Raw genomic sequence first — 23,137 nt, 5'->3', positions numbered from 1 at the left:
CAAAACTAGAGATGGAAATGAATCGTGGGCTAAAGTTTGTTATGATTTTACTATTCAAAAAACCGTCAATCAATTTTCGCCATTTGGCATAAAACGTTAACTAGGAATATAATCCTGAAAATAAGAATAAAGATTGACAATCACAAATCCTCATAATACGATACTTTACAGAATAAACAGAATTATCTTTTTTTATTTTTTGTCATAAAACAAAAACTGAGTTTTATATTATAAAACAAAGACCTCCTTGTATATACATATTATCTAAGCGTGAACTCTGGCTTTTTCTTATTTTGGAAACGCTGCCAATTATGGCGTTTTATATAACAAGGGGGGATAAGGTATGGAAGCAAGAGTGGAAACAAAGCAAGAAAAGCCATTAAATATTGGCCGGAAATTTCGCTGGACAGTTGTCATCTGGTTATTGATTGGAGGAATAATCAACTATCTTGATCGGGCCAACCTCTCCATTGCAGCTCCCGAAATGATGAAGGAACTCGGACTAAGCGTGACCGAAATCGGGTTGTTGGGAACCTTTTTTTCTTGGAGTTATGCATTAATGCAGCTTCCTTCCGGATGGCTGATCGATCGGTTCGGGACCAAAAAGGTGTATACAATCGCGCTTATTTGGTGGAGTGGTGCGACCATTTTAACGGGAGCCGTTCATAAAATGAGTTCATTTATTGCTGCACGGATTTTACTTGGAGTGGGAGAAGCACCTTGTTTTCCTACGATGGCTAAGATCACATCGTATTGGTTCCCTAAAAAGGAACGAGGCTTGGCAACTGGAATTTGGGATTCTTCGTCCAAATGGGGACCAGCCATTGCACCGCCACTTCTCGTTTTCATTATGGTGACTTTTGGGTGGAGAGCGTTGTTTTATATAACGGGTGTGATCGGCATCATCTTCGCAATCGGTTTTGTTATTTTTTATAAAAATCCTGAAAAAAGCCAAAAACTTTCCAAGGAGGAATTTGAATACATTAAGTCGGAAGGTGGTGGAGTAGAGAAAGGCATTCAATCATCAAACATAAAATGGGGTTCGTTATTTAAATATCGAAGCGTGTGGGGGATGATTCTGGGCTTCTTCTGTACCATTTGGATCTGGAATATTTTCCTTGTCTTCCTTCCCCTTTATTTGTTTGATGTCCATCATGTCTCACTTAAAGAAATGGGTATATATGCTGGTATTCCTTGGCTTGGCGGAATCTTTGGCAATATTTTCGGAGGATATCTTACTAAAAAATTGGTTGACAAGGAAATTACTACACCTATTAAAGCAAAGCGTGCCTTAATTAGTATATGTGCCATCTCGGCCGCAATTGTTGTATGTGCAGTTCCATTTGTCAAAGGGCTCGCTATTACCTTAACATTACTGACCCTTGCTCTTTGTTTTATTTCTGCCATTACAGGCAGCGCGTGGGCACTTGCCGGTGACATTGCCCCTCCTTCTATGGTTGCTTCTGTAGGTGCAATTCAGAATTTTGGCGGTTATTTTGGTGGAGCCTTTTCCCCTGTTGTGGCAGGCATGATAGTGGATGCTACTGGCTCTTACTCTCTTGCCTTTATATCTGGCGGTTTAATCGCCGGATGCGCCGCAATCTGTTATTGGTTTATTGTAAAACATCCTATTCAAGAATAGTGTAACCGAGGAGGACATAAATTGATGCCAAAAGTGTATATTGCAAGACCAGTACCGGCCGAGGTAGAGGCATATATTTCGAAGTATTGCCAGTATGAAAAATGGAATGGCGCTGAACCCATTACCAGAAGCCAGCTGTTTAAGCAAATTTCCGATGCGGAGGGACTGCTCATCACCGGAGAAAAAATAGATGATGAACTTCTGGACCATGCACCATGTCTAAAGGCTGTCAGCAATATCTCGGTAGGCTACAACAACTTTGATCTAGAGGCAATGAAAAAGAGAAGCATAATCGGTACAAATACACCTGATGTTCTCGATGAAACCGTGGCCGATTTAGCTTTAGCCTTAATGCTCTCAGCAGCCCGTCGTATAACGGAACTGGACAAGCTTGTAAAGGATGGCAAGTGGGTAAATAAAGGCGATGAACCCCTCTTTGGCGTTGATGTTCATGGAAAAAAATTGGGCATCATCGGTATGGGGAGGATTGGGGAATCTATTGCAAGACGAGGAAAATTCGGTTTTAACATGGAAGTTTTATATCATAATCGGCGAAGGAAATTCGAAGTGGAGGAAACGCTCAGTACAACCTATTCCTCTTTAGAGCACCTTTTACGGGAAGCCGATTTCGTTCTTTTAATGGTCCCTTATACTCCGGAAACGAGGCATCTTATGGGACGGGAGCAATTCGCACTGATGAAAAAATCTGCGATCTTTATCAATACATCCCGCGGTCAGACGGTGGACGAAAAGGCCCTCATAGAAGCACTGCGAACTAAGGAAATCCTTGCAGCTGGTTTGGATGTATTTGAACAGGAACCCGTATCGCCTGACAATCCGCTTTTAGCCATGCCGAACGTGGTTACCCTGCCGCATATAGGTTCTGCTACTTATCAAACACGATTTGATATGGCCATGCTTGCGGCGAAGAACCTGGTTGCAGCGGTTACTGGAAGGGAGATAGGCAATGTTGTCCCTGAATTGAAAGGACTTCAGTCACTAAAATAGTAAAATTCATTAACTCAGCAGAAATATTAGGTTGTCCATGACAATTTAAATGAATCGTTGATACTCACACCATTCATAAACTTAGATGAGATAGATTGTTTGTTATTAAATGCAGGACATAAAAGAAAAATTCGATAAAAAGGCATCCATTCATTTTGGATGCTTTTTAATGGGGAGAAAGAATGTGATCAAAATGACCCTAAACAATTTGTTCACGGCACAATTCCAATAAACAAAATAAAACGTAGAAAACTAAGAAGCATTAGGTAAGAAGGGATGATCATTTAAATAAATTTTACAGAAAAAATAAGTCCAAGAGTCCAAGAAAAGAATACGAGGTGATTAAGTAAAGGAAATATGCTGCATGAACTGCACAGTGATTATTAAAAGTAATTTCAAAATAACTCCGGGGGTAATAGTTCCTGCAGTTGTAATGATCCCATGAAGTATTAGTAGAAAAATCAAATCAGGTTTCATTCCGGCTTTTAGACATATTCTAAACCAATTGATTCTTTTTCATGCCCAAGTAAATTCAACAGTTTATCTAGTTCCTGGCTTTTATGTAATGTTTTTGAGGAAGTAAATCCATATATCAATCCCGTAGTTATTAATTCTTTCGTCAATATCTCAATTTTTTCATGTAATTCTTCCATACTCTCCAATGTAGAATCCCTCAAGTACTTTCTTTTTTTGTTATGAATCTATTATTACATAAATTAGGTTGCTTTCAAATGAAAAGTGAGTGTTCACTTATAAAAAATAGCTTATTCGGGAGGGAGGCAATACAAATCTGAAAATGAAAAATCTACACACTATCATTCATATATGTCGTTACAAATAACTGTTTGTATAAGATTATTGCCTCCGTACAAAACGAACCGTTAAAAAACATCAGGATCTTAATTTGATATGGCATAAATTTGCGATAAGGAATATAATTTGTATTAGGTAAACTTTTGATTTTATTTTCATATAGTTAATATCCATTTTTAGAGAGTTGTAATCGTAAAACCGTATAATATAGGAGAGTTTTTAATATTTGTTAAATTCTTAAGAATAGATATTTATTCTCCTTTTTACTAACTGTTTTTGGTTTATTGCTAGGATGGAAATGATTAGTTGCTGAGTTTATCAAAAATTAATTAGAGATGAAACTATTAAAGTGTTAAGAAGCATCAAAAGGTTTTGACTTAATAATTTTAAGATGGACAAGCTCTATATTTTACTGAAGATGAGGGAAAATTTCATATTTTATTGGAATGGGTATATTCGTTTAATAGCGAATATTTAAAAGGGAAGCCGGTGCAAAATCCGGCACGGTCCCGCCGCTGTAAGGGTGAGTCCTATGCAAGAAAGTCACTGGATAATATCCGGGAAGACGCATGGAGATGATGAACCTAAGTCAGAAGACCTGCCTGTTCTAGAAATGCTGTTAACCTACGGGAGATAGGGAGGTGTTAGAGTGCTAGAAGACGAATTTGTTCTTAATATATAAGCATTTCTGACCTTTAAATCTGGTTGGAAATGCTTTTTTGTATTTCGTGATTTTTCAAATAGTTAAAATTCCATAATTGAAGGTGAGAAAGCATGTTTATAAAACGGTCTAATTTATTCCATTCTTTTGTTGGACTACTAGTAATATTCACAATCTTAGTTACAGGTTGCAGCAACACAACAATAGATCAAGAAAATACATCAGATAATGAAAAGCAAAAAGTTGTTACTTTTTCATGGCCTGGGGATATAGGTGACTTAAATCCACACACATATTTTCCGAATGAGTTTTTTTCCCAGGCTATGGTATATGAATCCCTTGTTTATTACGGTAAAGGTGGAGAAATTCAGCCTTGGCTTGCGGAGAGCTGGGATATATCGAAAGATGGAAAAGAATATGTATTCCATCTAAGAAAAGATGTTAAATTTTCCGATGGTTCGCTATTTAATGCTTCAATCGTCAAGAAAAACTTTGATACCATTTTAGATAATCGCAAACAACATGAATGGGTGGGATTAATTAACCAAATCAAAGGTACAAAAATAATAGATGAATATACTATTAAACTTATTTTGAACAACGCGTATTATCCAACTCTTCAAGAACTAACTTACATCAGACCTTTGAGATTTGTAGGAGAAGCTGCTTTTCCTGACAGCCAAAACACATTTAAGGACGGACTCAAGTCTCAGATTGGCACAGGACCGTGGGTATTGAGCGAGTATAAGAAAAATGAGTTTGCTGTTTTCAAAAGGAACGAACATTATTGGGGCACTAAGCCTAAAGTAGATAAGGTGGTTGTTAAAGTCATTACTGATGGAGAGTCAAGAGTGTTAGCTTTTGAGAAAAAGGAACTCGACTTTATATTTGGAAACGGGGTCATCAGCCAAGATTCATTCCAATTTTTGAAGAATTCAGGGCAATATGAAACCAAATTGTCAGAACCTACAGCTACAAGAACGCTGCTTCTTAACTCAAACAGAGAAGCGACTAAAGATCTTAAAGTTCGGTTAGCTCTCCAACATGCTTTTAATAAACAAGCTGTTATCGATAAGATCTTTTATGGTATGGAAAAAAAGGCTGATACTTTGTTTCCACCTATTTTACCTTACACGAAAATTAATATAGATCCATATGAGTATGATGCAGAAAAAGCAAAAATGTTATTGGATGAAGCTGGATGGAAACAAGTGAAGGGGAAACCATTTAGAGAAAAAGACGGAAAAGAATTGCAATTGGAATTACTGTTTAATAGTACAGATAACATCCAAAAGTCAATCGCAGAATTTACACAAGGTGATTTTAGAAAACTGGGAATAGATGTTAAGTTGACCAGTCAGGAAACTAATACTTTTTGGACAACGGCATTTCAAGGTAAGTTTGATTTATTATTTACAGCAACATGGTCAGTACCGTTTGATCCACATTCCTATTTAGCTTCTATGACGACTAATTCGGAAAATGGTAGTCCAGATTATAACGCTCAATTAGGGTTGCCAGTAAAAAAAGAAATAGACCAGAAAATTAAGAAGGTATTATTAACTACTGACGAGGAAGATAGAAAAATACTGTATTCAGATATATTAACGACATTGCACGAACAAGCCATTTATTTACCGATATCTTATCAGTCTAATATAGCGGTGTATCAAAAAAACATTAGTGGAGTAGATTTTTTACCTCAAGAAGCTGAGGTCCCTTTAACTTCAATTGATGTTAATTGAAATAGGGGATACTTAAAAACAACTTAAGGAGTGCTACATGGGTTGGTTTATTTTTAAACGTCTCACAAGTTTAATTCCAATATTATTCGGAGTTTCGCTCATTACTTTTATCTTGCTTCACTTAATTCCTGGAGATCCGGCAGTAGCTTACTTAAGGGCGTCACATATTCCTCCTACGAATGAGACAGTGGCAGCCCTTCGAGTTGAGCTTGGTTTAAACAAGCCTTTATATGTCCAGTATTTTGGATGGCTGGGAAAAGTGTTGCAATTGGATTTAGGGATGTCTTACGTGTCCAATAACTCCGTATGGGAAGAAATTGTGATACATTTCTTCCCAACTGTTCAATTAACATTTGCTTCGCTTATCTTAATTGTTGTCATCAGTTTACCTATAGGCATGATTTCTGCTATTTACAAGGGGAAATTTGTTGATCAGTTTAGCAGAATAGCAGCCTTTGTAAGTTTCTCTATGCCAACCTTTTGGTTTGGGTTTCTTTTGATCTATTTTTTATCTGTAAAGTTAGATTTATTTCCTGTATTGGGAAGGGGGACCTTGGCGCATCTAGTGCTTCCTTCCTTGACATTGGCTTTTGCCTATATAGGGACGTATATGCGATTGCTTCGAGCTAGTATGCTAGGAAATTTGAATGAGCCATTCGTTGTGTATGCTAGAGTGAGAGGGTTACGCCAAAGACTAATCGTTATCAGGCATGTCTTAAAAATGTCCTTATTACCTGTGATAACTGGACTTGGAATGAGCTTCGGGAACATGCTAAGCGGAGCGGTCATTGTTGAAACAATTTTTTCTTGGCCCGGCATGGGACAGTTATTTGTCACATCTATTTTAAATCAAGATTATCCAATGATTCAGGGGTGTGTATTGTTTATGGGTGTGATCTTTGTGGTCTGCAATCTTCTTGTGGATCTTACTTATTCTTTCCTGGATCCCCGTATACGCTGGGAAGGAGAGAAATAAGAATGGTGCAAAACATGAAAAGAATGCTGATGACACATATGCTAATGATGATCAGTATCATGATTATTTCCTTCCTGACAGTATTGGCTCTTTTTGCTCCTTTTTTGGCTCCTAATGATCCGAACTTGATTGATATCGTTCAGAAGCTGCAAGGGCCCTCCTCTCAGTTTCCATTGGGGACTGATCATTTAGGGAGATGTATATTGTCCCGATTAATCTATGGAACACGAACCTCGTTGGGAACAGCTTTCCTTGTCATGGGATTAATGATGATTATTAGTATCCCACTTGGTATTTATGCAGGCTTTATAGGGGGTAAAGTTGATTATCTCTTCATGAGAATGTGTGACATTCTCATGGCATTTCCAAGCTTTCTGCTGTCCTTAGCTTTAATCGGAATTTTAGGATCGAGTCTTGGCAATCTGATCTTGGCGATGGTGCTTGTCCAATGGGTTTTTTATGCACGCGTCATTCGAGGAATGGTTCTTAGTGTAAAGGAGCAAAACTTTGTCTTAGCAGCCAAAATATGCGGGACACCAATGAGAGTCATTGTCATCAAACATATTTTACCTGCCATCATTTCTCAAGTTGTTGTATTAATCTTTATGGACATCGGAGGAGTTATTTTAGCAATTTCTGGACTCTCTTTTCTTGGTCTTGGCATACAACCGCCAGAGGCAGAGTGGGGAATGATGATCAATGATAGTAAGCCATTTTTTAGAGAAACCCCTTCATTGATGCTTTACCCTGGGTTGATGATCTTCATCGTTGTGTTTGCTTTTAACTTGTTTGGCGAAGCTTTGAGGGATGCTCTAGACCTAAAAAAGGAATAGAAGGGAGGATGGATGGAAGATGGGACAACACCCCATTCTAACTGTAGAAAATTTGAAGGTTATTGTATCGACAACGTATGGAGTGACTCAGGCTGTCAATGATGTCAGTTTTAAACTCGAGGCTGGGAAGTGTTGGGCATTGTCGGAGAAAGTGGATCAGGGAAAACGATGACATGCATGTCTTTGCTAAATCTTTTACCTGACAAGGCAAAGGTGGTGCAAGGGAGCATCAAGTTTAATAATATAGACCTTTTAAATGTTTCCATAGAAGACATAAGGAAAGTACGGGGCAGTGAAATCGCAATGATTATGCAAAACCCAATCTGGGCAAAATTATTCTGGGACTGGAAAAGCCGGATCAGGGAGAGGTTTGGTTTCTGGGAAGAGTCTTTATTGTTTAAAAGCAAAAGAATTAAAGGAGGTACGGCGAAATCTGCAAGTTGTTTTTTAAGATTGTTATAGCGCTGTTAACCCTAGACTAACTATAGGGGAAATCATTGCTGAGCCGATAAGGAATTACGAAAGGCTCTCGTCTGTTCAAGTGAAAAAGAAAGTACAAGAGCTTTTGGAGATTGTTGGGTTATGCCAGGAAGATATTCATAAATACCCATATCAGTTCAGTGGAGGGCAGTTACAAAGAATCAATATCGCAAGAGCGATTGCCTTAAAGCCAAAGTTAATTATACTTGATGAGGCTGTAAGTGCTCTAGATGTTCTAGTTCAAGTACAGATATAAACTTTTGGCACAATTAAAAGAAGAGTTTCAACTTTCATATCTCTTTATTTCTCATGATTTACAGGCTGTCAATTACATCGCAGACCGTCTAGCGGTATTGTACAAGGGTGAGGTTGTAGAATGGTTGGAAGATATGGAACAACTTGAACGATTAAAACATCCTGTTTCTAAAAAGTTATTGTCTTCTGTGTTGCCTACATATCCGGGAATATTGTGATACGTTATAGGTTGTGATGTGGAAATTAGGTTGGTAATGAAATATCTGAAAAATCAGGGGTTTAACACCGGTTTAAAGCCATTCCATCTATTATACTGGGATATCTATATGGGATTCCCTTCTCCGTGGCTATTATCAATAAACTAAGAACCGTTTTATTCTTTAATGGGGTCTATAGTGAGAAACGCGATAGCGTATAATATCTGTGTTTTGTCGGCAGAACCTATCACCATCAAGTAGGGATTTAATGAAGATTATAAACCTGTACCTTATTCTAATAAATCAAAGCCACCTAGAAGGTGGCTTTGATTTATTAGATTTTTATTCAAGAATAAGAAACCATTATTAACAATCTTTATTCAACAGCAACAGCTTATTCGATTTGGTATAACGGTACTTCATTAAAAATCAGTTTTTGTATAAGGGGTTCTCGGTAGTTTTTTACGGAAAATATGCGCTATGCCAATTCCAGAATAAAAAAGTGACATCTATTATACCCTAGGACCATTATTTGTGAAACACAAACCTATTTTTCTTCTGTTCAATATATGAATGGTTTTTTTTAGAGTTTTCTATCATTTTGTGCAAAACTAAATAATTATTCCTCAAAAACCTTTTTGCCTAAAACAAACCAGACATTATTGACGCCTTGTCCATTTATATCACCTGCCTGCTTATCTTTCACAAAGTAATAAAGTGGATGCCCTTTATACGTTGTTTGCTTTTGACCGTCATCTCTTATGATTGTTTTAAACTCTTTTTTATCGAAACCTCTAGTGGTGATGATGTTATCTGCATGGAAAGTCGGCCAAATTTCACTACATTGACCTTTGCAATTACTGACGCTAGAATCATCTTTTGTGAAATAATAAAGTGTCATTCCATCTTGGTCTGCTAAATATTTCCCTACTTTGTTTGATCTTAGCGTTTTAAGCTTGTACTTTTTTGACTCATCCTGAATTATATCCGTGATGGAGAAGGTTTTAACATTCACACGCGCAATAGAGAGATCCCGATTTAATACATAAGCCCGTTCCCCGTCGTGGCTAAAGACAATTGCTTGTCTTGGTTCGTTGAAACCGTCAATTGTTTTAACTACACGGTGATCAGCTATATTGATTACGTCGATCGTATTGTCAGTTTTATTGCTTGCAAAAAGGAGCTTGTTATCAGGAGAAAGAGCAGCACCATATGGTTCACGCCCCACTATGATTTCACTCTTTATATTGCCGTCTAGGGTATCAACTGCAGAAATGCTGTTACGTCCGCTGTTCGCGGCATACAATGTACTTCCATCAGCGGTGATCGAGATTCCGCGAATCATAGAGAATCCTGATATTTCACGAATGATTTTCTGTGTTGCGGCTTCAACGACGGTTACTTTATCTCCTTGAAAGTTCGTGACAAAGATGTATTTTCCATCTGGAGAGACTTTAATGCCTTGTCTTGGTTGGGCGAAACCGGTAATGACTGCCATCGGTTTTCGTGTTTCCAAATCCACGACAGTGACGGAACTGTGTGCTTGATTGTTCACATATAATGTCTTTCCATCAGGGCTGACAGCAGTCCCGAATGCACCTGGACCAACGGCGACTTCATCTTTCAAGGTGAAGTTTTTTGTTCTGTAAAAACGAAGCATACCGAGCGTGCTGTCTGAGACGACAAACTCTGAGCCTCCATCAATAAACACAATATTTCTCGGTGAACCAAAGCCGTCGATCTTTTTGCGCAACTTGCCCTTGGTAAGATCGTAGACTAGTACGGATTGTTCACGGCTGTCTGAGACAACCGCTATTTGCTCATCCGGACTTACGGCAAGGGAATTGTTGGTGATGTGGCTGTCAAAGCCTATCTCTGACACTGGGATTTTACCTATAGTAGAAGAAGCACCAATTACATTTGGTAGAATAGCCATAAATAGTAAGGCGATAATCCATACAATAATAAACTTCATTTTTTTCAACATTTCTTCACCTCGTTAAATATTTTTCTTGATAATTGTTAAAATATGATCCATTAAGCCAGATGGATGAACAGGAGAATCGAATACCTGTCAATATGCTGGTTCTTAACCACCTTCCTTTGAAATTTCAATCAAGTCGGACTCCCTTCACTATAAATAAACGTATAGAGGAGGATATTGGTTTGATTATTAATAAAAATTTTGCGGTTCATGTGTAGAGTGAATTGTATTGTCCCATTTTAATTAGAATTTGATATGGTGATAGACTCTTAACAAAATTTGACCAAAAATGATAATTGAGTATTGCAGCTCTGAAGAAAGTTAATGTCAAGCGAAACAAACAAATACTCGGTATCAGCAAAGAGTGCTAATTATTAAAAATCAGAAAACTATCCAACTTGTTTAGGGTACGAAAATGATTCGCAGATAAAAGTGAATAAAACTTAAACTATAATCGTATCCTTCGGTTTTTAAATACGATTATCAAATAATATGAAGCATTAATTGCTGCATCCTAATTGAGCTTAAACCCAGTTATTTGTAACGAATAAATAAATGATTCATGAAGAAAAACAGGTTGAAAGACTGTCGTTGTTTGTAAAAGTTTGTAGGTCTATGTAAGTGTATGAGTGAATCTGCTCCTTTTTTTGTTCAAAGGGATCCATAAGTCCTGCGTAAAAACTCCTAGTTGGGATTTTATTGTTTTTACACTTCTTCATACACCTTTAAAATTGTCCTTTTATACTTGAACCAGATTCAAACAATAGGAGGGAAAGATCAATGAATAATGATAGAGCAATGGATGATTTAATCAAGAATTGGAGCGAATTAGGTAAGAATATGGACCGCCGGAACTTTATCCAGGGAGCAAGTAAGCTTGCCGGACTTTCATTAGGTCTTGCCCTTGCCCAATCAATGGGCGGGATTGAAGTGAATGCTGCCCCAAAGTTCAGTGATTATCCATTTACTCTCGGTGTAGCTTCAGGTGATCCACTCTCGGATAGTGTAGTTTTATGGACAAGGCTGGCACCTGATCCGTTGAATGGCGGAGGAATGCCACAAGAAGCCATTTCCGTTAAATGGGAAGTGGCAAAGGATGAGAATTTCAGAAAGATTGTACAGCAGGGCAAGGAAATAGCCAGGCCTGAACTGGGCCATTCCGTTCATGTGGAAGTAAGCGGGTTAAAACCTGATAAGGTCTATTTTTACCGTTTTAAAAGTGGTGGGGAAGTAAGTCAGACTGGGAAAACGAAAACACTTCCGTCAATAGGTTCAAGTGTTTCGAGCTTGTCATTCGCGTTTGTTTCATGTCAGCAATTTGAGCATGGTTATTATACGGCGTATAAACATTTGGCAAAAGAAGATCTGGATATTGTTTTTCACCTTGGCGATTACATATATGAATATGGTGCAAATGAATATGTTTCTTCAACAGGTAATGTCCGTGTACATAATGGTCCGGAGATCATTACGCTTGAGGATTATCGAAATAGATACGCTCAATACCGCTCTGATACCCATTTAAAGGCGGCACACGCGGCTTTCCCATGGGTCGTGACTTGGGATGATCATGAAGTTGAGAACAATTATGCAAATGTCATCCCGGAAAAAGGACAATCGGTTGAAGCATTCATCAAGAGAAGGGCAGCCGCTTATCAGGCTTACTATGAGCATATGCCCCTTCGTAAATCGTCATTGCCTAAGGGAGCGGATATGCGGTTATACAGAAATTTCACTTATGGAGACCTGGCCTCTTTCTTTGTACTGGATTCACGTCAATACCGGGATGATCAGGCAAACGGCGATGTCAGTTCACCGCAAACGCCTGAGTCACTTGATCCGAAACGAACATTACTAGGTCCAGAACAGGAACAGTGGCTTACTGATAATCTTTCGAAATCAAAAACGAAGTGGAATGTACTGCCGCAGCAGATTTTCTTTTCACAACGGAATTATGGAACACCTACCGCTCCGAAATTCAGCATGGATTCTTGGGATGGTTACCCGGCTGCACGCGATCGTTTGATTGATGTAATAAAGAGTAACAACCAGGAAAATTTGGTCGTGTTGACCGGTGATGTACATGCAAGCTGGGCGGCCAATTTAAAGACGGATTTCAATGATCCAAATTCAAAGCTTTTCGGAGTGGAGTTTGTCGGCACATCCATTACATCTGGTGGAAATGGAGCAGATAAGCGTGCGGATACGGATAAAATACTAAGTCAAAATCCACATATAAAGTTCTTTAATGATTATCGGGGATATGTCCGTTGCAAAGTAACACCAGAACAATGGAAGGCGGACTACCGTGTAGTCCCATTCGTGACAGAACCAGGTGCAGATATATCGACAAGAGCCTCCTTTGTTTTTGATAAAGATCAAACTGGGTTGCGAAAGGTTGCATCAGCAGCAGTTATGGAAGGTGTACAAAAAACGAACGAAGTCGAGGAAGATCGGACACGTGCCCATAATCGCGCACATGAAAAACAAAGAATGAACAAGCAGGGTAAAGTCACTAATTGATAGGAACAATCATGATGCTTGACAAGGATATGGTAAAGAAAAATGAGAAGATCAAAGGAGTGAATAAGAATGCTTTCTAATATAGGGATACCCGGTCTAGTCATCGTCCTCGTGATTGCACTGATTATTTTTGGACCGTCCAAGCTGCCGGAAATCGGCCGTGCATTTGGTCGGACGTTATCGGAATTCAAAAGTGCAACCAAAGGATTGGTGAATGATTCAGATAAAGAGGATGAAAACGAGAATAAAGCTGCGTTAAGAGCGGTTAAAAAAGAGGGATGAATTTTATGAGATAGAGCGGGCGGAAAGACTCGCCTGCTTCTTTTCATGAGAAGAGTTCGAGGAGGAATTCATTAAGCCATTTAATCCAGATAATATGGCTTGGAAATTGACTGAAAAGGAGGAGTGAAAGTGGAGAGCAAGGATTTACACGTTATCGAGCATATGGAGGAACTACGAGGAAGAATCATTAAAACACTGATAGGCTTTCTTGTTTTCTTCATAGTGAGTTTCATATTTGTACAGGATATTTATGAACTACTCATTAAGGATTTAGATGGGAAGCTTGCTGTGCTTGGTCCAAGTGAAATTCTGTGGGTATATATGATAATTGCCGCGGTTTGCGCAATAGCCGCAACAATTCCGCTAGCTGCCTATCAGTTATGGCGCTTTGTGGCTCCAGCGTTGAAACCTGAAGAGAGAAAAGTTACATTTCGGTTCATTCCGGGGCTGTTCATTCTATTCATAACAGGTATCTCATTTGGATATTTTGTGTTGTTCCCGATAGTGCTGGGTTTCCTCACTTCCCTATCCGCAGGGCAGTTCGAGATGATGTTCACAGCGGAAAAGTATTTTCGGTTCATGATTAATTTGATCTTACCATTCGGGGTTTTATTCGAAATGCCGCTTGTGGTCATGTTCCTGACCAGATTAGGAATCATCAATCCAACAGTGTTGAAAAAGTCGCGTAAGATTTCTTATTTCGTCCTGGTCATCATCTCAATCTTGATTACGCCTCCTGATATAATTTCGGACATTTTGGTTATCGTCCCATTGCTTGTGCTTTATGAAGTGAGTGTACAGCTGTCCAATATGGTTTATCGAAAAAGGCTGATGAAAGATGAGTCAGCATTACCTGTAACATGAAATGCATTCTGAAAAAACATTTCTTGGGAAATAGTTAATGGAACATACTTAAAAGTTGAGGGGGCGATTCCTCAACTTTTTTTATTGCGGAATAATACTTGATGGATTAAGTAAGTGCCTTACCCTTAAAAAATAAGCTTTTGCTTCCTCTAAGTGGACTTTTTGAATTGCGTAACCCATTTTAAAATTGTCAGGTTCCCAGATCTTTTGGATTTGTATCTTTGTCTTTCGTAAAAACATGCTCCTGATAAAATGGGGCATGTTTTATTTTATATTTTAGAAGGAGCGAGGATTCTGGTTAGCGAATAAATGTAATCACTTGAACATAAAACCAGTAATCTTCATTTCGCCCATTCCAACAGGAATGAGGTAAGGGGGAATTTTGAAAATTAATTTGATTAGAAAGGTGAATGATCCGGAAAAATTGGGATGCAGAAATGAATGTTGATTACATCGTTCAAGTATAAATATATATCTAGGGGGGAAAAGCATAATCAAAATATTGAAAGGGATGGTGAGAAGTTTATGAGGGATTTAATGAAAATTATCGCAGGAAACATTTCAATGACCTTTGCCTATGCCTTTTTAATCGTTCCCAATGAAATTATTAATGGAGGTGTAACTAGCTCGGCCTTATTATTGCATGCATTATCGGGTTATAACATTGCCATGCTCGCCAATTTCGTTACAGGATTACTATTAATCATTTGTTTAGTTTTTCTAGGGAAAGAGTACTTTTTTAAGTCGATTGTAAGTTCCCTTAGCTATATGCTTTTTTTTAATTTTTTTTATTCATTGAATATTAAATTTGATGTAAATATCTTTTTAGTGATTATCTTTTCGTCGATTTTGATAGCGATAGGATACTATTTATGTATAACAGCAAATGCCTCCACTGTTGGCTTTGACGTGCTCGCCTTAATTCTACATCATAAAAATGAAAAAATAGATATTGCAGTGACAATAAGGATCATTAATCTTATCGTACTGATGTTGGGTCTTCTCGTTTATGGCTATACATCGATTATTAAGGGTGTTGCGTATACATTGCTTTTTTCATACCTTTTAAAGAAAATGCTGGATAGGAAGCCGAAGGCCCGAAAGGCAGGAACGGATAGTGCGTTCGATGAAAATTCCAGTGTGAAAGAAGTAAAATGAAAAAATTAGAGGTTTGAAGAGATCTGTATTAATGGCCGCCATTTGTTTTATTTTTATTTCGTTATCTAAATATTCAGATTTTAAATTGACTTTAAAAATGTCAGAGTGTATTATACACATAGAAAGTGGTACTAACATCATGACGTAGTGATGTTGTGTTCGCTTCGAATTTTAAAATAGCCTGAGGAAGGGGGAAGAAGTGAGTTATAGACTCTTTAGTTCATAGTGTTCCTGTGTTGTTTGAATATACCATGTTTCCAAGTTCCCAAGTTCCCACTATCTTTGTGTACATGTAAGGGACAGGCAGCTGTAAAGCCTTGTTTTTTAGCGATTATTTTAGTTGATTCCCCAAAATATTGAAAGTTGGTGGAGGGTATGAAACATCAACAGGAAGAACTGAAACCAGGTCTGAAACAAAGACATTTAACGATGATATCTTTGAGTGGTGTCATAGGCGCTGGTTTATTCGTAGGAAGCGGTATCATTATTGGTCAAACGGGTCCCGGGGCGATTTTATCCTATGTTTTGGCAGGCTTGATCGTTGTTTTAGTCATGAGAATGCTGGGGGAAATGGCTACAGTGAATCCCGATACTGGATCTTTTGCCGTATATGCAAGGGATGGGATTGGTGAATGGGCCGGTTTCACTACAGGTTGGTTATATTGGTTCTTTTGGGTTATCGTAATTGCATTGGAAGCAACAGCTGGAGCTGCGATCATACATGGATGGCTTCCTTCCGTTCCCGTCTGGGTCATAAGTCTATCATTGATAATCCTATTGAAACTGACGAATATATTTTCCGTAAAATCGTTTGGTGAGTTTGAATACTGGTTTTCTATCATTAAAATAATCAGTATCATCTTATTTTTGTGTCTGGGTGTGGCAGTGATCTTAGGATTTATCCCAACGATAAAACCACCCGGAACTTCCAATCTTTTGAATTTTGGCGGTTTTATTCCAAATGGGATAAGTTCTGTACTTGTTGGCGTCGCAATCGTTTTTCATGCATTTGTTGGAGTGGAGATTCCTGCGATAGCTGCTGGTGAGACGAGTGATCCGGTCAAGTCAGTTAGAAGTGCATTGAATAGCGTGGTTTGGCGAATCCTGATTTTCTATATTGGGTCCATAGCCGTACTAGTGACGCTTTTACCCTGGAATTCAGCTTCCTTGCTGAAAAGTCCATTTGTTGCCGTACTTGAAATGCTAGGAATCCCTTCTGCTGCGCTAATCATGAATATAGTTATTCTCATTGCATTGCTTTCCTGTTTGAATTCAGGATTATATACAAGCTCACGCATGTTGTTTTCACTTGCACAAAAGGGGGACGCTCCAAGGGTATTTTCAAAAGTGAGCAAGAATGGTGTCCCTATATTTGCTGTAGTCGGTTCTACTTTATTTGCCTTTATCAGCACCATTTTCAGTTACGTTTCACCTGATAAAATCTTTTTCTTTTTAGTGAATTCCTCGGGTGGAGTCGGAATTCTTGTCTATCTGGCCATTGCGGTTTCCCATCTCCGATTAAGGAAGAGAATGGAGAAAGAGAATCCCGGAATTTTCAAGATCAAGATGTGGCTGTTCCCGTATTTGACGTATGCAACCATTCTTTCCATGATTTCCGTGTTGATATTAATGGCATTTATCGATTCACAGCGTCCACAGTTTATCTTTACCATGCTATTTAGCTTGATCATTATCTGTTCATTCTTTTTCATACGACGTAAAAAAGCGAAATATATCGAGAATGAATTAAATATTGTTTCTGGTTCCCCTAATTCTGAAAAGTTATAGCTTTAGCTCTATACCATCCATTATTAACTTAAAGTAATGCTTCGTTTACTTCTATGGAATTCCTCAGACAAAATTCTTCAATCACATTTCACCTAGAATATGATTCCCATAGAAAAAGAGAGTTGTGCCAACTAGATGGCATCTGTCTTTTAAATCATGAAGGAGGGATTATGTTGAATGGTTTCCGTGTATTAACTAATGGGTTCATCCTTGGAGCCATATTGTTATCAGGCTGCAACGATTCAGCTAAACCGGAAGAAGGCCAACAAGAAAAAAATCCAGTAATAAAAGAAAAGTCGGATCCAAATCCAGGTGAAGCCCAAAATGCAGAGGTTATTAAAAAAGGTGTCGGCGAGGTGCTTCAATCCATTAACGCAATGGAAACAGAAGTAAGCACAAAGGCGGATGTTGAGGAAATTCAAAAAGTGGGAAAAGAGATCAGTTCTGCCTGGGATTCGATAGAAAAGCAAGTGGAAGATGAATATCCCGATTGGTATGAACGAATTGAGAAAAACCTTTACCCGTTAATTGGGGAGTCAGGGAATCCTGATAAAGACCCGGAAAAAATTAAACGACTCTCTGAAGCTACTAAAGAAGACCTACAGCTATTTTTGGAAGAAATGAAATGAATTCACTTTATACCCGGGTTGATCACCAGTGGAGAATTTACGGGTGTCTATGGTGGTTTTGAAGGAGGTAAGGATGAGGAGGGGAGTATAGATTGGAACGTGCAAAAAAATGCAAAGAAGTTCAAGCAGTAATATTTGATTGGGCAGGAACTACGGTGGATTATGGTTGTTTTGCACCGGTACAGGCATTTGTCGAGATATTCAAGATAAGGGGGATTGATATTACCATTGAGGAAGCAAGGGAACCTATGGGGTTATTGAAAATGGATCATATAAGGGAACTCTTGAAAATCAATAGAATATCCAAGTTATGGATTTCGAAATATGGAAAAGAACCGGATGAAATTGAGCTTAGATCGTTATATAAGGACTTTGAGGCTTTGCTTTTTAAGGTTCTTAAGGAGAACGCCAAGCCAATACCAGGCGTAATTGAATTAGTCAGCCGTTTAAGGCAGCAAGGAATAAAAATCGGTTCGACAACAGGGTATACTCGTGAAATGATTAATGTTGTTAAAGAAGAGGCGGAAAAATGGGGCTATCACCCGGATTCCATTGTTGCATCCAACGAAGTGCCTGCAGGACGGCCTGCCCCTTGGATGTGCTTTCAGACGGCGATGAATCTCCAAGTGTATCCCCTCAGTAAAATTGTTAAAGTCGGCGATACGATCAGTGACATCAAAGAAGGCATTTCTGCAGGAATGTGGACTGTTGCCGTATTGAAAGGCGGCAGTGAAATCGGTCTTTCAGAAACAGAAATCAACGATATGGACCCATATGATCTGCAAAAACGGATGAAACATGCAGAAAACCGTTTTCTGAATGCAGGTGCCGATTTCGTAATTGATGAAATAGGCGATTTATTGGAGATCATCGACAGGATCAACTACAGATTGACAGAAAAAAAGGATATATTTATTGTTTAAAGAAAAATCATTGATGTAATGCATAAGTTTGTGACTTTGATATAATGATCTTGTTTAAATTCAAAATATTCAATTTATTCATTGACTGTTTCATCCAATGGTAGTATTATACATCTTATAACTGGTACGGACGTTGCAACGTCATTATCAGAAATAAATATAATTAAGGAGAATGTGCTATGGTCGAAACAAAAATGTTAAGAGGAACGAAAGTTAAAATGACACCAAGTGAAGCCATCGTTGAGACATTGGTGGCTGAGGGAGTTAAACATATCTCGGGAATCCTGGGATCCGCTTTCATGGATATGCTTGATTTATTGCCAACTGCAGGTATCCGTTTCATTGGTGTCCGCCATGAACAAAGTGCTGCACATATGGAAGATGCCTATTGTCGGGTCTCAGGTGTTGCAGGGGTTGTCATCGGGCAAAACGGACCTGGAATGACCAATATGGTCACCTCTGTTGCAGCGGCCAATCAAGCTCATACTCCTATGGTGGTCATCTCTCCATCAGCTGGTACACCAACGGTTGGATGGGATGGTTTTCAAGAATGTGATCAGGTTTCCATATTCAAGGCCATCACGAAAGAAACGGTTAGAGTGACACATCCAGGCAGGGTCGCTGATTGCCTTAGGACAGCATTTCGGATTGCCTATGCAGAGAGGGGGCCGGTTTTATTCGATATCCCCCGTGATTATTTCTATGGTGAAGTGGAAGATCAAATACTGCAACCACATCAATATCGCGTAGATGAACGGGGCTGCGGATCTTCTGCATCATTGGATAGAGCGGCTGAAATTTTAGCTAAGGCTGAGTATCCTGTCATTATTTCCGGTAGGGGAACCGTTGATTCAGATGGCATTGAGGAAATTAAGAATATTGCAGAATATTTAACAGCTCCGGTAGCTGTCTCCTATATGCATAATGATGCCTTTCCTGCTGATCACCCATTGTCAGTCGGCCCAATCGGTTACATGGGTTCAAAGGCTGCCATGAATACACTTAAGAAAGCGGATGTCATTTTAGCGGTCGGTACAAGATTATCGGTATTTGGAACGTTACCATGCTATGACATTGATTATTTTCCTAAAGATGCACAAATCATTCAAATAGACATTAACCCAAGGCAAATAGCGAGGACGCACCCTGTGGAAGTCGGGATCATCGGAGATGCCCGTGAAGCGAGTCGTGAAATCTTGAAACGCTTGAAGGCAAGTAAACCTAATCTAAAACAAGAAAAAAAGAGGATAGTCGAAATAACGAATGAAAAACAAAAATGGGAAGAAGAATTGGTGAAACTTGCGATGATCGATGGAACCCCGATCAATCCGCGTCGAGCCCTACTGGAATTGACTAAAGTGTTGCCTGAAAATGCCATCGTCACTACAGATATCGGTAATGTATCGTCAACTGCAAACGCTTACTTGAAATTCAATCAGAGCCGCAGGCATATCGCTGCGCTTACATTCGGGAATACGGGATTTGCTTACCCATCCGCACTAGGTGCCAAATTAGCTGAGCCGAATACGCCTGTTATAGCCATTGTTGGAGATGGAGCGTGGGGTATGAGCTTACATGAAGTGAGTACGGCTGTTGAAGAAAACATACCGGTCATAGCATGTGTCTTCAATAATAATGCATGGTGCGCAGAGAAAAAGAACCAGGTCGATTTTTATAATAACCGTTTTGTAGGGGCGGATATCCAAAATCCTGATTTTGCAGAAGTTGCGCGATCTATGGGTGCTGTTGGTATAAGAGTGGAAAAACCTGAGGAGTTAGGCTCTGTCATTGAAAAAGCAATAAAATCAAACAAACCGACTGTGATTGATATACAAGTGGATGGAACACAATTAGCTCCTCCTTTTAGAAAAGATGCATTAAAAATGCCTACTAGATTATTAGAAAAATATTCTCACTTAGATCATAAAAACTGGGATAAATAATGGTGTGAAAAGAGTGATATGACTTGTGCGATGACTTGGTGAACTATTCGGGTCATCGTATCATCACCAATTCGCCTAAAAGATCTGTAACAGCATGGGAACTTAACTTAATTGCATTCAATGAAAAATAAGGGGGTTTCAATAGTGAAGATGGAAACTGAAACGAAAGACCTTGTTCAAATGGATAAAGACCATTTATGGCATGCGATGCATCGCTATAATGAGAAGGATGCTCCCATGATGGCTACAGAAGGATCCGGCTCATGGTTCACAGATTCTAAAGGTGATAAATATTTAGATGGGGTTTCCGGTTTATGGTGCTTGAACCTGGGTCACGGACGAAAAGAAATTGCCCAGGCAGCCTATGAACAAATGATTAACTTATCTTACTTCCCTTTAACGTTAAGCCATAAGCCGGCAATCGAATTATCTGCTAAAATTAGTGAACATTTAAAGGGCTCTTATACTACCTTTTTTACGAACAGCGGCTCTGAGGCGAATGAAACAGCTTTTAAAATAGCAAGGCAATATCATTCTCAAAATGGGAATCAGGGTAAATACAAATTCATCTCAAGGTATAGAGCTTATCATGGCAATACTTTCGGCGCGCTTAGTGCAACAGCACAGGCTAATCGGAGAGTGAAATATGATCCGGCGGTTCCAGGTTTCCTGCATGTGCCACCACCGTACAGTTATCGAAGCCCGTTTGGGGAAAACGTTGAAAACTCCGATTTGCTTGCAGCTGAATATATCGATCAGGTCATTAACTTTGAAGGAGCTGAAACTGTAGCAGGTGTTATTCTTGAACCATTCATTTCTGGTGGCGGGGTCCTTATTCCTTCGAAGGAATACTTAACGAGGGTTTCGGAAATCTGTAAGAAGCATGATGTTCTTTTAATTGTGGATGAAGTGGTTTCAGGTTTTGGAAGAACCGGAAAAATGTTTGGGTTCATGCACTCCGATGGGGTTCAACCGGATATTGTAACGATGGCAAAGGGTTTGACTAGTGGTTATCTTCCACTTGGAGCAACGGCAGTGAATTCCAGGATTTATGAGAAATTCAAGGATAATGGAAATTTAAATCATTTCAGGCATGTGTCAACATATGGAGGCCATCCTGCATCTTGCGCAGTTGCGCTAAAGAACATTGAAATCTTAGAAAATGAAAAAATCGTGCAACGAGTATCTGAACTTAGTGAATCGACACTAAGTGAGCTCTTTGAATTGACAGCCCTGGATAAAGTAGGGGAAGTTCGGGGAGTTGGGTTTTTATATGGTATTGAATTAGTGAAAGATAAAAAGACAAAAACGCCAGTTTCCGATGAATTCATGGGTAAAATAATAGGGGCTTGCAAGGAAAAGGGTCTTATCATCGGTCGTAATGGTGATACAGTTCCTGGATATGGAAATGTATTGATCATTGCACCGCCTTTATCTTCGACCGTTGAAGATTTACGCTTTGTCATAGAAACGGTTAAATCCGTTTTATATGAATTATGCTAAAGATGATTCGCTTTAGGGTGCTATATTTATAGACGAATTTGAAGATGGGCATGATATGTCTAACCGTTTTGACATCCATGTCCATTTTTTCATATTGGGTCTCACAGTGTGGGGAAACTGGATCCGAAGTAGGAGGAAATATGCAATCACAACAAAGGTTATTAGTGGTTCTTGCACATCCCGATGATGAATCATTCTTGTGTGGCGGAACCATTGCCAAAATGTCCGAGCAAGGTGTTCATATAACTTTACTATGTGCGACAAAAGGCGAAATGGGTAGGCGGATGGGGAATCCGATTCTTGCAACGAGAGAGTCATTGCCTGGACTAAGGGTAAAGGAGTTAAACAGCGCTTGTGAAGAGTTAGGGATCAACGACCTTCGATTTTTACATGTAAGGGATAAAACCATTGAATTTGAATCCATCGATTTATTAGCAGAGAGAATCGTTAAGGTGATTCGTGAAGTTCGACCGGATGCACTAGTCACATTCCATGAGAAATATGGGGGACACCCAGACCATTGTGCGATTGGTCGTGCAGCAGAATTGGCTTTTTTAAAATCCGGTGATCCCGGTTTTTATCCAGATCCCGTTTTTCCCGCTATTAAGGTTCATAGCCTGTACTTTGTCCTTTGGCATGCTTTTCATGAAAAATGGTTAAAGGAAAACGGGCTGAGCAGTATCACAAGAGTGAATATAGCAGGGACTTTACAGAAAAAGATCCGTGCCCTAAGGTCCCATCGTTCCCAGACTCTAGCCGTTCCTGAATTGTGGGGGAATCAAATTCCAAGCTTGCCTTTTTTAAAGAAATTCGAGTATTTTATCAAAGGTAATTCTCCTAATGATATGGAAGACAACGATCTTTTTCAAACGATAGAAAGAATGAGATGATCCGTAATGCTTTGGTTTATCCGGAAAGGGGGAAGGAATG

General features: G+C 39.0%; 21 protein-coding genes and 1 riboswitch. Of the genes, 19 read left to right on the top strand and 2 right to left on the bottom strand.

Going from position 1 to position 23,137, the window contains the following annotated elements:
• Positions 1-343 precede the first annotated feature (343 nt).
• Entirely contained in the window at positions 344-1,642 is a 1,299-nt protein-coding gene (locus QUF94_RS16175; RefSeq protein ID WP_289316755.1) for an MFS transporter, read from the top strand.
• Between the two features lie 21 nt (positions 1,643-1,663).
• Positions 1,664-2,650, top strand: a complete 987-nt coding sequence (locus tag QUF94_RS16170; protein ID WP_289316754.1) for a 2-hydroxyacid dehydrogenase — start codon at positions 1,664-1,666, stop codon at positions 2,648-2,650.
• 485 nt (positions 2,651-3,135) lie between these two features.
• Here the strand turns inward: QUF94_RS16170 and QUF94_RS16165 are convergent, their stop codons facing one another.
• On the bottom strand, positions 3,136-3,303 hold the full coding sequence (locus QUF94_RS16165; RefSeq protein WP_289318409.1) for an aspartyl-phosphate phosphatase Spo0E family protein: 168 nt from the start codon (positions 3,301-3,303) through the stop codon (positions 3,136-3,138).
• A gap of 591 nt (positions 3,304-3,894) precedes the next feature.
• Positions 3,895-4,083, top strand: a riboswitch (cobalamin riboswitch).
• Positions 4,084-4,237: 154 nt separating this feature from the next.
• On the opposite strand from QUF94_RS16165, the gene nikA reads away from it, so the two are divergent.
• Genes nikA through QUF94_RS16130 form a run of 7 tightly spaced genes read left to right on the top strand, consistent with a single transcriptional unit; the run spans position 4,238 to position 8,631 of the window.
• A complete protein-coding gene (gene nikA, locus QUF94_RS16160; protein ID WP_289316753.1) occupies positions 4,238-5,869 on the top strand; it encodes a nickel ABC transporter substrate-binding protein in 1,632 nt (543 codons plus the stop codon).
• A gap of 37 nt (positions 5,870-5,906) precedes the next feature.
• A complete protein-coding gene (gene nikB, locus QUF94_RS16155; RefSeq protein WP_289316752.1) occupies positions 5,907-6,845 on the top strand; it encodes a nickel ABC transporter permease in 939 nt (312 codons plus the stop codon).
• A 2-nt stretch (positions 6,846-6,847) separates the two neighbouring features.
• Positions 6,848-7,678 (top strand): nickel transporter permease, encoded by an 831-nt coding sequence (gene nikC, locus QUF94_RS16150; RefSeq protein ID WP_289316751.1) that lies wholly within the window; start codon positions 6,848-6,850, stop codon positions 7,676-7,678.
• A gap of 19 nt (positions 7,679-7,697) precedes the next feature.
• A complete protein-coding gene (locus tag QUF94_RS16145; RefSeq protein ID WP_289318493.1) occupies positions 7,698-7,850 on the top strand; it encodes a hypothetical protein in 153 nt (50 codons plus the stop codon).
• Positions 7,847-8,140 carry a hypothetical protein gene (locus tag QUF94_RS16140; protein ID WP_353957813.1) on the top strand — a complete coding sequence of 98 codons (294 nt, stop codon included), beginning with the start codon at positions 7,847-7,849 and terminating at the stop codon, positions 8,138-8,140. The genes QUF94_RS16145 and QUF94_RS16140 overlap by 4 nt, the downstream gene beginning before the upstream one ends.
• A gap of 22 nt (positions 8,141-8,162) precedes the next feature.
• Positions 8,163-8,414 carry an ATP-binding cassette domain-containing protein gene (locus tag QUF94_RS16135; protein ID WP_353957812.1) on the top strand — a complete coding sequence of 84 codons (252 nt, stop codon included), beginning with the start codon at positions 8,163-8,165 and terminating at the stop codon, positions 8,412-8,414.
• Positions 8,415-8,418: 4 nt separating this feature from the next.
• Positions 8,419-8,631: a hypothetical protein gene (locus QUF94_RS16130; protein WP_289316750.1), complete on the top strand. Its 213-nt coding sequence runs from the start codon at positions 8,419-8,421 to the stop codon at positions 8,629-8,631.
• A gap of 598 nt (positions 8,632-9,229) precedes the next feature.
• Here the strand turns inward: QUF94_RS16130 and QUF94_RS16125 are convergent.
• A complete protein-coding gene (locus QUF94_RS16125; RefSeq protein WP_289316749.1) occupies positions 9,230-10,546 on the bottom strand; it encodes a beta-propeller fold lactonase family protein in 1,317 nt (438 codons plus the stop codon).
• 828 nt (positions 10,547-11,374) lie between these two features.
• On the opposite strand from QUF94_RS16125, the gene QUF94_RS16120 reads away from it, so the two are divergent.
• The 10 genes from QUF94_RS16120 to QUF94_RS16075 all read left to right on the top strand — a co-directional run bounded on the left by QUF94_RS16120 (position 11,375) and on the right by QUF94_RS16075 (position 23,097).
• Positions 11,375-13,117 (top strand): alkaline phosphatase D family protein, encoded by a 1,743-nt coding sequence (locus QUF94_RS16120; RefSeq protein WP_483313662.1) that lies wholly within the window; start codon positions 11,375-11,377, stop codon positions 13,115-13,117.
• A 69-nt stretch (positions 13,118-13,186) separates the two neighbouring features.
• Positions 13,187-13,399 (top strand): twin-arginine translocase TatA/TatE family subunit, encoded by a 213-nt coding sequence (locus QUF94_RS16115; RefSeq protein WP_289316748.1) that lies wholly within the window; start codon positions 13,187-13,189, stop codon positions 13,397-13,399.
• Between the two features lie 162 nt (positions 13,400-13,561).
• Positions 13,562-14,263 (top strand): twin-arginine translocase subunit TatC, encoded by a 702-nt coding sequence (gene tatC, locus QUF94_RS16110; RefSeq protein ID WP_483313688.1) that lies wholly within the window; start codon positions 13,562-13,564, stop codon positions 14,261-14,263.
• A 537-nt stretch (positions 14,264-14,800) separates the two neighbouring features.
• Complete coding sequence (locus QUF94_RS16105) at positions 14,801-15,421, top strand: YitT family protein (RefSeq protein WP_289316746.1); 621 nt, start codon at positions 14,801-14,803, stop codon at positions 15,419-15,421.
• Positions 15,422-15,796: 375 nt separating this feature from the next.
• Positions 15,797-17,209: an amino acid permease gene (locus tag QUF94_RS16100; RefSeq protein WP_289316745.1), complete on the top strand. Its 1,413-nt coding sequence runs from the start codon at positions 15,797-15,799 to the stop codon at positions 17,207-17,209.
• A gap of 173 nt (positions 17,210-17,382) precedes the next feature.
• Complete coding sequence (locus tag QUF94_RS16095; protein ID WP_289316744.1) at positions 17,383-17,838, top strand: hypothetical protein; 456 nt, start codon at positions 17,383-17,385, stop codon at positions 17,836-17,838.
• 92 nt (positions 17,839-17,930) lie between these two features.
• A complete protein-coding gene (gene phnX / locus QUF94_RS16090) occupies positions 17,931-18,761 on the top strand; it encodes a phosphonoacetaldehyde hydrolase (RefSeq protein ID WP_289316743.1) in 831 nt (276 codons plus the stop codon).
• Between the two features lie 179 nt (positions 18,762-18,940).
• A complete protein-coding gene (xsc, locus tag QUF94_RS16085) occupies positions 18,941-20,704 on the top strand; it encodes a sulfoacetaldehyde acetyltransferase (protein WP_289316742.1) in 1,764 nt (587 codons plus the stop codon).
• A gap of 150 nt (positions 20,705-20,854) precedes the next feature.
• On the top strand, positions 20,855-22,207 hold the full coding sequence (locus QUF94_RS16080) for an aminotransferase (RefSeq protein ID WP_289318405.1): 1,353 nt from the start codon (positions 20,855-20,857) through the stop codon (positions 22,205-22,207).
• Between the two features lie 140 nt (positions 22,208-22,347).
• Complete coding sequence (locus QUF94_RS16075) at positions 22,348-23,097, top strand: PIG-L family deacetylase (protein ID WP_289316741.1); 750 nt, start codon at positions 22,348-22,350, stop codon at positions 23,095-23,097.
• Positions 23,098-23,137 lie beyond the last annotated feature (40 nt).

It is taken from the genome of Peribacillus sp. NJ4 (assembly GCF_030348345.1).
Lineage (GTDB): Bacteria > Bacillota > Bacilli > Bacillales > DSM-1321 > Peribacillus.
The sequence above is the reverse complement of the archived record's forward strand: the minus strand, read 5'-3'. Positions and strand labels throughout refer to the sequence as shown.